Source organism: Janthinobacterium sp. HH102 (genome assembly GCF_001758625.2).
In the GTDB taxonomy this organism is placed as follows: Bacteria; Pseudomonadota; Gammaproteobacteria; order Burkholderiales; family Burkholderiaceae_D; genus Janthinobacterium.
The window spans coordinates 4,433,660-4,445,174 of the sequence record NZ_CP062062.1 but is presented as its reverse complement, the minus strand read 5'-3'; the positions used below and the strand labels follow the sequence as shown (position 1 = coordinate 4,445,174).

Sequence of the window (11,515 nt, the reverse complement as noted above, 5' to 3'; positions counted from 1 at the left end):
ATGCGAGGCCTGATGCTGCTGTGCCTTGTCCTGATCCACCTGCACGTGGGCGCCGCGCCGCCGGGCGCCATTGTGTTGTGGCCGGGCGCGCCGCCCGGCGGCGCGGCGCCGGGTCCGCAGCGCGACAGCGCCAAGGGCTCCATCACGCAGGTGGAGCAGCCTTACCTGATCGCGCACCGCCCGGCGCGCCCGGACGGCACGGCGATCCTGCTGGTCAGCGGCGGCGGTTATGCGCATATCGAGGCGGGCAAGGAAAGCGGCCCCGCCGCCGCCTGGCTGCAAGCGCAGGGTGTCACGGCGTTTGAACTCGTGTACCGTCTGCCGCAGGAAGGCGGTGGCGCCAGCGCGCCGTTCCAGGATGGCCAGCGGGCCATGCGCGTGATCCGGGCGCGTGCGGCCGAGTGGGGCATCGACCCGGCGCGCATCGGCATGCTCGGTTTTTCCGCCGGCGCGCACCTGGCCGGCATGACGGCCGTCCAGCCGGACGCCGCCCTGTATGCGCCCGTCGATGCGATCGATGGCGTCTCCGCGCGGCCCGATTTCGTCGTGCTGCTATACCCCGTGCTGACCATGCAGCCGCCGTTCGATACGACGCATGCGAAGAAAGAGCTGCTGGGAAGCCACCCCACGCAGGCGGCGCGCGATGCGCTGTCGGTGGAATGGCAGGTCGATGCGCGCACGCCGCCCGCCTTCATCGCGCAGGCGCTGGACGATCCCATTTCTCCACCCGAGAACAGTACATTGATGGCGGCGGCCTTGCGCCGCGCGGGTGTGCCTGTTGAATTGCACCAGTTCCGGCGCGGCGGCCATGGCTGGGGCCTGGGCAAGCCGGGCAGCGAGCCGGCCGCGTGGCCGCAACTGCTGCTGGCGTGGCTGCAATCGCATGGCTGGATGCCTCAAGCTCCCGGTTGATTTTCCAGGTCGCGCCGCGCCACGTCCAGCGCCGTCTGCAGCTGCGGCAGGAATTGCTCCACGTTATCGAGCTGGCCGTTCGAGGCCAGGGTTTCCATCTGGTGGCACAGGCCGTGCAGGGTGGGGCGGCTCAGGTAGCCGGCGCTGCCTTTCAAGGCGTGGAAGGCGGCGGCCGCGGCGCTGGCATTGCCATCGCGCACGGCGTGGCAAGCCAGGTCCAGGCGCCGCGGCGCTTCCGTCAAGAACGCTTGCGCGATGCGCTGCAAGTGCTGCGCCGACAGGCCTGCCAGCGGCAGGATGTGCACGGGCGCCGTCATGGGATCGGGCGGCGCCGGCGTTTGCGCCTGCGCGTCCTCGGCGTCGGCCAGGCCGAACTGGCGCGCCAGGGTATCGTCGTCGATGGGCGCGGCCTGCGGCAGTGCGTGGCCGCGCGCCAGCAGCAGGTCGATGATGGCGTCGATTTTCTCGAACAGCAGCGCTTCGTCGACGGGCTTGCTGAGGAAGTCGTCCATGCCGGCGGCCAGGTAGCGTTGCCGGTCATGTTCGCTGGCGTTGGCCGTCAGCGCGAGGATGGGGATGTGCGCGTCGGGAATTGGGAATTGGGCATTGCCGCCGTCGCGGATCAGGCGCGCGGCTTGTTCGCCATCCATTTCCGGCATGCGGCCATCCATCAGCACGCAGTCGTAGGGGCCCGATCCCAGCGCGCGCAGCGCCTGTTCGCCGTTTTCCACGATGGTCACGTCATGGCCCATGCTTTCGAGCAGGGTGCCGATGATGATCTGGTTGGTGCGCACGTCTTCGGCGCACAGGATGCGCAGGCGGCAGGCATGGCGCGCCTGGCGTGCCGGCCGGCGCGCATCGGCCGCCGGCGCGCTGCCGGGCGTCAGCGGCAAGGTGAAATGGAAGCGCGAGCCGATGCCGACCCGGCTTTCCACGCCGATCGTGCCCTGCATCAGTTCGACCAGTTCCTTGCAGATGGCCAGGCCCAGGCCCGTGCCGCCGTAGCGGCGCGTGGTGGAGTGGTCGGCCTGCTCGAATTTCTGGAACAGGCGCGGCAAGGTGTCCGCGTCGATGCCGGGGCCCGTATCGCTGATGATGAATTCGATGTCGCTGCGGCCATCGCCGCGCGGCGGCGTGCGGGCGCGCCGCACTTCCAGCAGCACCTCGCCATTGGCCGTGAATTTCAGCGCGTTACCCAGCAGGTTGATGAGGATTTGCCGCAGGCGCGTGGGATCGGCGCGCACGTAGCGGGGCAGGTCCAGCGCCAGTTCGCGGCGCAGCAGCAGGCTCTTGGCGTCGGCCTGGCCCTGCACGATGCCGGCCGCGTCGCCGATCAGCGCCAGCAGGTCGAAGTCCACCGTTTCCAGGGTCAGCTTGCCCGCGTCGATCTTCGAGAAATCGAGGATGTCGTTGAGGATGGTCAGGAGCGAGACGCCATTGTGCAGGCCGATGCGCAGGTATTCCTGCGTGCGGCCCTTGACGGACTGGTCGCGCAGGGCGAATTTCAGCATGCCGATCACGCCGGCCAGCGGCGTGCGGATGTCGTGGCTCATGGCGGACAGAAAATCGATGCGGTGGCGGCTGACCACTTCCGCGTGCTCCTTGGCCTTCAGCAGGGCGTCGTTGCTGAGGGTGAGGGCCAGCGTGCGTTCCTGCACGCGCTGTTCCAGGTTGTTGCGCAGCAGGCGGATCTGGTCGGCCAGGGCAAAGGCCAGCAGCAGGCCGTCGAAGGTGCCGCCCAGCAGGGTCACCAGCTGGGCGTTGGCGACCATGGCCGGCATCAGGCCCAGGTTGGCCGGCAGGATCAGAAAGCCGGGCAGCATCAGCGCGACGAAGGCCAGCACGAAGAAGCGCGCCGGCTGGTAGCCGCGGCGCCAGACGACGATGCCGCAGATGAGCGCCAGCAGCATCCAGATGCTGATGGCGATGGTGGCCAGCGTGTGCGCATACGACAGGGCGAAAAAGCAGCTGGGCAGGAGCAGCAAGGGCAATGCCAGGTTGACCTTGCTGAGACGGTACAGCAGCAGGGAGTAGTCGCGCAGGCGCAGGAAATGCATGTAGAACAGGGTGCTGAAGACGGGCAGCAGGAAAAACGGCACGTAATGCAGCTGCAGCTGGTGCCAGTCGAATAGGTCGGCAAACACGTGGAAGGTCATGGCCCAGGCCAGGCCGTACGTCAGCACGTACAGCGCGTAATACGCCGACGCCTTTTCCAGGGTGATGGAAAAGATGAAGAAATTGAACAGGCCCAGCGCCAGCAGGGCGCCGATGGAGGCCACCATCAGGAAGTTTTCCTTGCCCACCAGCTTGCGGTAGTCGTGCTGCGTCTTCACGCCGAACAGGGGCGCGCGCGCGTAGTAGGGGCTGGAAAAGCGGATCAGGATGTCGTACGTGGCACCCGGCGCCAGCTGCACGTTCATGCCGTAGTGCAGCAAATAGTCGTGCGGCCGCTGGTAGCCCGTCAGCAAGGTACGCGGCGCCGCGTGCGGCCCCGGGCCATACACGTAGACGTCGACCAGGTCGATCAGGGTGTCGTTCGGGTCGATGACCCAGGCCGCCTCGCTGCTGTCGTTGCGCACCTGCGCATGCAGCCAGTAGGCGCCGCCGAACAGGTCGACCTGGTCGGCCGGGCGCTGGCGCGCCAGCCAGGCGGGCAGGGCGGCGACATCGGCAGGCGCGGCTTCATTTTCGGCAAGAAATAGTTGGCCGCCCTTGCCCAGGTGAGCGAGGCCTTGTTTGCTCAGAGGCAAGGGCGTCGCCTGCGCCGCGCCCGCCAGACCCAGCAGGCCGAACAGCAGGCTGAGCACGAGCGGCCAGCCGCATAGCCAGGCGCTGACGCGGGAGCTGGAAGCGCGGTGGCAGGGAGGGGGCGAGTGGGCTGGCATCGATGGAGTGGGTGATGGTCGCGCGGGAATTGGCGGCAACGCCGTTTGCTGTGGAGTGTCCATTTTAATCGACTCTCGGTGACACACGGGCAAATTCATGTCCTGTCCGCCTGGCGCCCGCTCCGGTATCATGGCGCTTTTGTCCGCGAGATATTCATGCTCAGTCCCGACCAGTTCCTGGCCTTCCTGGCCGCCGCCGTCTTGATCACCGCCAGTCCCGGCCCCGACAACCTGATGGTGCTGGGCGTGGGCATGTCGCGCGGGCGCCGTCAGGGCATGGCGTTCGGCCTGGGCTGCGCCCTTGGCTGCCTCACGCATACCGTGCTGGCGACCATCGGCGTGTCGGCCCTGCTGGCCGCCTCGCCCACGGCCTTTACGGCGCTGAAAGTGGCCGGCGGGCTCTATCTGGTGTGGCTGGGTATCGGCGCCTTGCGCAGCCGTGGCGGCGCCAGAGTCGATGGTGCGGCCGCCTTGCCCGACGAATCCTTGCTGCGTTTGTTCGGCAAGGGACTGTTTGCCAACAGTATCAATCCGAAAGTCGTATTGTTTTTCCTCTCGTTCCTGCCGCAGTTCATCGTCGCGGGCCAGGGCAATGCCAGCTGGCAGACGGCGCAGCTGGGCCTGGTCTTCACGGCGCAGGCGTGCGTGCTGTTCGGCCTGCTCGGCTATTTTTCCGGCGCCGTCGGCCTGTGGCTGAACCGCCGCCCGCGCGCCGGCCTGTGGCTCGACCGCGTGGCCGGCACCATCTTCATCGGCCTGGGCTTGCGCCTGATCCTGGCGCGCTGACCTCTTGCCGGGCGGTGATGCGGAACGCCAGTTCCATCTGGTCCTGCACGGCCATGGCGCCGCCCAGGATGGCGAACGGCACGATGCCGAAGTCGCTTTGTTTCAGCAGCAGGCTGCCGCTGGCCTGCAGGCTGCGCCCGTCGGCCGCTTGCTCGATCCGCACGGGCAGCCGCACCGTGCGCGTCACGCCATGCAGGGTGATGTCCGCATCAAACACCTGCTGGTCGCCCGTGCGGCGCGCCTCGATGCTGACCCACGGATAGCGTTCCGCCTCGAGCACGCGCACCAGCATGTTGTGGCGCGTGCCGGCGATGGCGTCGGCCGACGGCGTCGTCGTCAAGCCCGCCGCCTGGCGCAAGCTTTCTTCATCCACAGTCATCTCGTCGAGCCGGAAGCGCAACTGCGCGCGCCCCGGCGCGGGCGCCACGATGCCCTGCAGGCTGCGGCTGGCCACCACGTGATCATGCCCGAGCCGCGCCAGCGCGCCGCCACGGCGCACGGTGATGGTCAGCAGCGATTCTGCGGGCACGATGTGCAGCAGCTGCACGCCTTGCCGCTGCCACGCGGGCGCCGGCACGGCGGCAGGGGCGGGCGGCGCGGAAGCGGGGGCCGGCGCGGGCGGCAAGGGTGTGCAGGATAGCAGCAAGGCGCAGGCGCCGGCCAGCAGCATGCGGCGGTGAACAGTGTGCATCGATGAAAACTCCTGGCTGGACATGGACTGCGCGTGCAGAGGCGCAAGGCGCGATGGGGCGATGGGGCGATAGTACGCGATCCAGCCTGCCCGGCGCTAGCCCCTTCGCAGGCGGCCGCGCAAGGACGGAGTACAGGGATAGCGTTTACCGCGCCTGTCCGTCGACAAACAGGAGGATGGCGCTGGCGACCACCTGCGGCGCTTCGCGCTGCGGGAAGTGGCCGATGCCTTCGAGCAGCACGCGCTGGTAGGCGCCGCTGAAATGGCGTTCGCGTCCAGCCGAGCTGTCCGGGTGGTTGCAGGTGTCGGCCGCGCCATGCAGCACCAGGGTGGGCACCGGCAAGACGGGCGCCGGGTGCAGCCGCGCTTCGTCGGCTGCGTACGCGGGGTCGCCCTCGACAAACGCCCAGCGGTGACGGTAGGAATGCAGCACCACCTCGGCCCAGTCGGGACCGTCGAAAGCGCGGCTGGCCTGCGCGAAATCGGCTTCGCCATACCAGCCGGCGGGCGACCAGCTGTCCCACATCATGCGGGCAAACGCGTGGCGGTCATGCTCGACGGCATGCTGGCCCCGCGGCGTGGCCATGAACCAGTGGTACCAGTAGTTGCGCGCCTGCTGGTAAGACAGTTCTTGCCGTGGGTCATTCGTGCCATAGCCTACCGACAGCATGACGAGGCCGGACGCCGCATCGTGGCGCAAGCCGCAGGCATTGGCGACGGCGCGCGCGCCCCAGTCATGGCCCACCAGCAAGGGCCGATCCAGTTGCATGGCATCGATAAAGTCGAGCAAGTCGCGTCCCAGCGCGGCCAGCTGGCCGCTGCGCGGCGTGTCCGCATGGCGAAAGCGCGTGGGCGCGAAGCCGCGCAGGGCGGGCGCCAGCACGCGGTAGCCAGCGGCGGCCAGCGCCGTCGCCGTGCTGGCCCAGCTTTCCGGGCTGTCGGGCCAGCCGTGTACCAGCACGGCGCAGCGGCTGCCGGCGGCGTTCCATTCCAGGTAGGCCACGTCCAGCAGCGGGGTGGCGATGTAGTGATAGTCTTGCATGGCATTCCTGACGAAGGTGAGGGGAGAACGTCATGGTAGCGCCGGCAATGCATTTGATTCGTGAGCAATTCATCGATATTATGATCATATCTTGATGAATTGGAGCGTACCATGCACGCCTTGCCGGCAATGACCCTGGACATCGTCCTCTTGCGCAGCCTGCTGGAAGTGGTCGATACGGGCGGCTTCGCGCTGGCCGCGCAAAACCTGGCGCTGACGCCGTCGGCTGTCAGCGGGCATATCAAGCGCCTGGAACACAGCGCCGGCAAACAGTTGCTGGCGCGCACGACGCGCAGCCTGGAGCTGACGGCGGCCGGCGAACTGCTGTACATGTATGCGCGCAATATCGTCGACCTGGAACGCGAGGCGCGGGCCAGGCTCAGCGGTGCATCGGTGCAGGGGCGGCTGGTCCTGGGCGCGTCGGAGGATTTCGCGGGCACCTGGCTGCCGCAAGTGCTGCAGACGTTCCAGCGCTGGCATCCGCAAGCGTCGATCGAATTGAAGGTGGGCATCACGGCCGACCTGCTGCGGCGCCAGGCGCACGAGCAGATCGATGTCATTTTCGGCAAGCAATGCAGCCGCACGGAAGGGGCCGGCGAATTGCTGTGGGCCGAGCCGCTGGTATGGGCGTATGCGGCCGGCCGCCTGCCCGATCCGCAACTGCCCGTGCCGCTGGCGCTGTTTCCCTCGCCGTGCGTGTACCGCGAAGCGGCGCTGGCCGCTTTGGCGCAGGCGGGCCGTGCCTGGCGGCTGGCGTTTGACAGCGGCAGCATGGCCGGCTGCGTGGCGGCGGCGCTGGCCGGCTTTGCCGTGACGCCCGTGGCGCGCAGCCAGTTGCGCGAGGGCTTGCGCATCCTGGGAGCGGAAGAGGGCTTGCCGCCATTACCCGATGCCCGTTTTTATGCCTTTCCACGCAACAATACGCCGGCCGTGCTGGCGCTGGTGGACGCCGTGCGCGGCGCGGGACAGCGGCACCAGTTTCACGCATGATGCCGGCGGCGCCGGAAATGCCGATGAAAGTATGAAAGTTTAGCCTGCGTCATAAGGCGGTCATATGCCGCTGTTATGATGCTTTCGTTGGCACACAGCATGCATTGCGCAGATCACTACGCTCCGGGAGCGATAGGATGCAGGCATGACTCAACAGCTTAGCCGGTGAGCTCAACCATCGGCACCAGACATGTAAAAATTGTTTTATGGCAGTATTTGCAGGGTGGGGCAGGGGAAATGCAGGAATCGGGCGGGGCTTTAATGAAGTCCTAAGCCTGCCCGAGGGAAGGACTGGCATAGTGGATACATGGCGCACGGAGACCCCGGGCGCAAGGTTGCCGGACACCTCAATGACCGGCACGATTTCCACGTTTTCATGTGTTTCCCGTTTTATCCCTGCGCTCGAAACAGCGTTTCAACCGGCTACCGCACTTTGCGAAGCCGGTTTTTTTTTGCCTGCGTTTTCATCCGTTCCCGGCGCCGCGGCGCCGGGAAAGCCAATCAGCCCGCCTGTTTCGCCAGCCATGCATCGACGGCCGGCAGCCGTTCGGCGCGCAGCTTGATGCGGTACTTGATGCCGGCCACGGAGCTGTCGGCGTCGCCGCGCGCGCCGGCCGGCAGGTGCGCCTGCGCGTACGCTTCCAGCTTGGCGATCATGTCCGGCCGCGCCGAACCGGCGGCCAGGCGCGGGAAGTAGCGGCTGCGCGAGCTGGCGTCGATGCGCGCATTGACTTGCTCCAGGTGCGCCAGCGCAAAGTCGAAGGCCAGTTCCGGATGCGTGCGCGACACGCGCGAGATCATGGCCGGGCTGTTGGTCACGCCCGGTTCATCCGTCAGCGCCAGCGCCAGCGCGCGCTGCGCCAGCGCGGGATCGTCGCTCGAGGCCAGCAGGTCATACAGCTGGTTTTTCACCAGCGGCGTCTTTTCCTGCTGCGCGCGGGCGTGCAGCTGCTCCCAAGTGGCGGCGTCCGCATGCTGCGCCACCACGCCCAGGATGGTGCGGCGCAGGGGCGCGGGCATGGCGGCGGGGTCTTGCTCGCTGGCCGCATGGCGGCGGCGCGCCTCGGCGATCACGCCCGGTTCGCCCATGTCGCCGAGGATGGCGATCAGCTGTCCGCGCAGGGTCGCCACGCTCGACGCTTCGCCCGCGCGCGCTTCCCAGCCCGTCTGCGCCATCATCGGCGCCAGGCGCGCCACGGCAAAGCCGCCGAAGGCCTGCTGGCGCGCGGGGTCGCCGGCGTATTGCTCGTACAGGCTGCCCAGCGAGGCGGCCACCTTGCCCAGCACCTGCGGATCGGCCGACAGCGGCGTCGCTTTCACCAGTTCCAGGAAGTCGGCCAGGTTTTGCGCGCCCGCCAGGCCCAGCGACTGGCTGTCCGCCAGCAAGCCCAGTTGGTCGATCGGCGCCAGGCGCGCGAAGCTGCGCGCCAGCGCGCGCGTGTTGGACGGTGCATATATGGTGCGGTAGTAGCCGCTCTGGCCCGCGTTCACCAGCAGGGCGCCGCAGCCGGGCACGTTCAGGGTCGCCTTGCCATCCCTGACCAGCACCGTGGCCAGCTTGCCGCTGCCGACCGTCGAGGCGATGACGGGCACTTTCCACGACAGCGGTTTTTTATTCGGCTGGTCCTTGGAAAATTCCGTCTGCGTCAGGCGCACGCGCGTATTGCCGTTCCTGCACATGGCCTCGCCCACCGTGATCATCGGCACGCCGGGCTGCAAGGTGAAATCATGGGCGATGGCGCGGACCGGTTTGCCGGCGGCCGCATCGACTTCGCGCCACAGGTCGTCGGACACCGTATTGCCATACGCATGCTTGCGCATGTAGCTGCGCACGGCCGTGCGCCACGTGTCGGCGCCGACATACGCTTCGAGCATGCGGATCACCGCCTCGCCCTTTTGATAGGTGATGCCGTCGAAGGCCTGGCTGGCCTGCTCCACGGTGGCGATGCGCTGCACCACCGGATGCGTGGTGCGCAGCGCGTCCTGGCTCATGGCCGACTCGCGCCCGCCCACGCTGGACAGGGCCGTGTTCCACTCGGGGTGCAGACGCTCCGTGGTGCGGCTTTCCATCCACGACGCAAAACCTTCGTTGAGCCACAGGTCGTCCCACCAGCGCATGGTGACCAGGTCGCCGAACCACTGGTGCGCCATTTCATGCGACAGGGTGGTGTAGATGTTTTCCTTGTCGGCCTGGGTCGAGATGGCCGGGTCAAGCAGCAGGCCATATTCGAAAGTGAAGACGGCGCCCCAGTTTTCCATGGCGCCGAAGAACTGGCTGCGGCCCGGCGCGGCGATGTTGTCGAGCTTGGGCAGCGGATAGCGCACGCCGAAATAATCGTTGTATTCGCGCAGCAGGGCGCTTGACTCGTCGAGCGCGAAGCGGCTTTGCGCCAGCGCTCCTTTCTTCGTGATGACGCCGATCTCCGTACCGTCGGCCATCGTTGTCGCCCGCTCGAAGTCGCCCAGGCCGAAGAACAGCAGATACGTCGACATGCGCGGCGTCGTGGCGAAGTACACATGCTTCATGCCGTTGCCCAGGTCTTCGCTGCTGGCGATCGGCATGTTGCCGACGGCCATCTGGTTGCTCGGCACGACCACGTTGAGATCGAAGGTGGCCTTGTAGTCCGGTTCATCCCACGATGGCAGCATGCTGCGCGCGTCCGAATTTTCGAACTGCGTGTACAGCGCGCGCTGGCGGCCTTGCGGCGTGTCGTAGTCGAGCGAAAACAGGCCCGTGGCCTGCGTGCCGATCTTGCCGCTGTAATCGATGCGCAGCAGGTACTCGCCCTTCGCCACGGGTTCGGCGAAATGCACGGTGGCCGTCTGCTTGTCCGCGTCGAACGCGATCTTGCGCGTCACCTGCTTGCTGCCGCCCGCGCCTTCGATGGCGGCGGCCGCAAACGTCAGGTTCAAGGCATTGAAGGTGATGCTGGCGGTCGGCGCGTCGACCGCCACCTTGATGGCCACCTCGCCCTTGAAGGTAGAGGCGGCGGCGTCCGGCGTGATCGACACGATATAGTGCAAAGGCGTGACGCCGCGCGGCAGCTGCGTGGTGGTGCCGGGCGCATGGCTGGCCGAGACGTACCTGGCGGCGGGAGCTGCATTGTCTGCATGGGCTGCGGTGATGGAAGCCAGTGCCAGGACGGCGGCGGCCAGTTGGCTGCGCCGGAAGCGCGGAGTCGGTGTGCGATGCATGGTATGCCCTTGGTTCATGGATAAAACGCCCCCCAGCCGGATAGGCTGCGGGCGTTGATGACGTGTGGGGGACATCGCTGGAACTGGCGGCCAGCGTTCCCGTACAGCAATCTAAGGCGAAACGGGGGCAAAGTCAACGCGCCAGGGGCGCCGCACCATGCCGGTGCGCTGGTATGATGGGCGTCTGACTGCATTGCCACAGGCTGGTGCCGCGCCTGATTGGCCACCACCATAACGAGACGAGACCTGCACATGAAACTCACTATCAGCCCCCGCACGCCCAATCCGCGCCGCGTCACCATGTTCATCGCCGAGAAGGGCATCACCGGCATCGAGGAAGTGGCGCTCGACCTGATGGCCGGCCATCACCGCGATCCCGCCTTCCTGGCGAAAAACCCGCTGGGCCGCGTGCCCGTGCTGGAACTGGACGACGGACGCGTGCTGACCGAGACGCGCGCCATCTGCACCTACCTGGAAGGCTTGCAGCCGCAGCCGAACCTGATGGGCGAGGGATTCGAGGAGCGCGCCTTCATTGAAATGGCCGACCGCCGCGTGGAACTGCATTTGTTCAGCGCCGCCGCCAACTGGGTGCGTCACGGTCATCCGGCCTTGGTGGCGCTGGAAAACCCGCAGTTTCCCGATTTCGCCACGGCGCAGGCGGGCAAGCTGCGCGAGACGGCGCAATGGCTGGACCAGGTGCTGGCCCACCAGCCCTACATCGCCGGCGAACGCTTTACGATTGCCGACATCACGGCCTTCTGCGCGCTGGAATTTGTGCGCGGGCTGATGAAGTACCGGCCGGGCGCGGAAGGGTTGTCGAACCTGCAGGCTTACCGCGACCGCATCGCCGAGCGGCCCAGCGCGCAGGCGAAGTAGGCCATGCGTGCGGGCCGCTTCAACTATGTTGTCGGCTTACGCCCGTTGGGCTAAGCCGACCTACGCCGACCTACGCCGGCCTGCGTCTACCGACAGCCCGGTAGGTCGGATTAGCGGGACGCGTCATCCGACATCACC

The 11,515-nt window shown here is 67.2% G+C and carries 8 protein-coding genes; 4 read left to right on the top strand and 4 right to left on the bottom strand.

Going from position 1 to position 11,515, the window contains the following annotated elements; all coding sequences use genetic code 11:
* Positions 1-912, top strand: a complete 912-nt coding sequence (locus tag JAB4_RS20200; protein ID WP_083286969.1) for an alpha/beta hydrolase — start codon at positions 1-3, stop codon at positions 910-912.
* On the opposite strand, the gene JAB4_RS20195 is transcribed toward JAB4_RS20200, so the two are convergent.
* Complete coding sequence (locus JAB4_RS20195; protein WP_227742004.1) at positions 897-3,797, bottom strand: hybrid sensor histidine kinase/response regulator; 2,901 nt, start codon at positions 3,795-3,797, stop codon at positions 897-899. The genes JAB4_RS20200 and JAB4_RS20195 overlap by 16 nt on opposite strands.
* Before the next feature lie 156 nt (positions 3,798-3,953).
* On the opposite strand from JAB4_RS20195, the gene JAB4_RS20190 reads away from it, so the two are divergent.
* Positions 3,954-4,583, top strand: a complete 630-nt coding sequence (locus tag JAB4_RS20190; RefSeq protein ID WP_034754929.1) for a LysE family translocator — start codon at positions 3,954-3,956, stop codon at positions 4,581-4,583.
* Here JAB4_RS20190 and JAB4_RS20185 read toward each other — a convergent pair.
* Positions 4,546-5,274, bottom strand: coding sequence for a YceI family protein (locus tag JAB4_RS20185; protein ID WP_070222246.1), 729 nt, complete (start codon positions 5,272-5,274; stop codon positions 4,546-4,548). The two genes, JAB4_RS20190 and JAB4_RS20185, sit on opposite strands and share 38 nt — an antisense overlap.
* Before the next feature lie 145 nt (positions 5,275-5,419).
* The gene (locus JAB4_RS20180; protein ID WP_070222243.1) at positions 5,420-6,316 is read right to left on the bottom strand and encodes an alpha/beta hydrolase; all 897 of its coding nucleotides are present in this window, start codon (positions 6,314-6,316) and stop codon (positions 5,420-5,422) included.
* A 111-nt stretch (positions 6,317-6,427) separates the two neighbouring features.
* Here JAB4_RS20180 and JAB4_RS20175 point away from each other — a divergent pair, with 111 nt between their 5' ends.
* The gene (locus tag JAB4_RS20175; RefSeq protein ID WP_070222241.1) at positions 6,428-7,306 is read left to right on the top strand and encodes a LysR substrate-binding domain-containing protein; all 879 of its coding nucleotides are present in this window, start codon (positions 6,428-6,430) and stop codon (positions 7,304-7,306) included.
* 501 nt (positions 7,307-7,807) lie between these two features.
* Here the strand turns inward: JAB4_RS20175 and JAB4_RS20170 are convergent.
* A complete protein-coding gene (locus tag JAB4_RS20170) occupies positions 7,808-10,501 on the bottom strand; it encodes a M1 family metallopeptidase (protein WP_070222239.1) in 2,694 nt (897 codons plus the stop codon).
* Positions 10,502-10,753: 252 nt separating this feature from the next.
* Between JAB4_RS20170 and JAB4_RS20165 the strand changes: the two genes are divergently transcribed.
* Positions 10,754-11,377: a glutathione S-transferase family protein gene (locus tag JAB4_RS20165; protein ID WP_070222237.1), complete on the top strand. Its 624-nt coding sequence runs from the start codon at positions 10,754-10,756 to the stop codon at positions 11,375-11,377.
* Positions 11,378-11,515 lie beyond the last annotated feature (138 nt).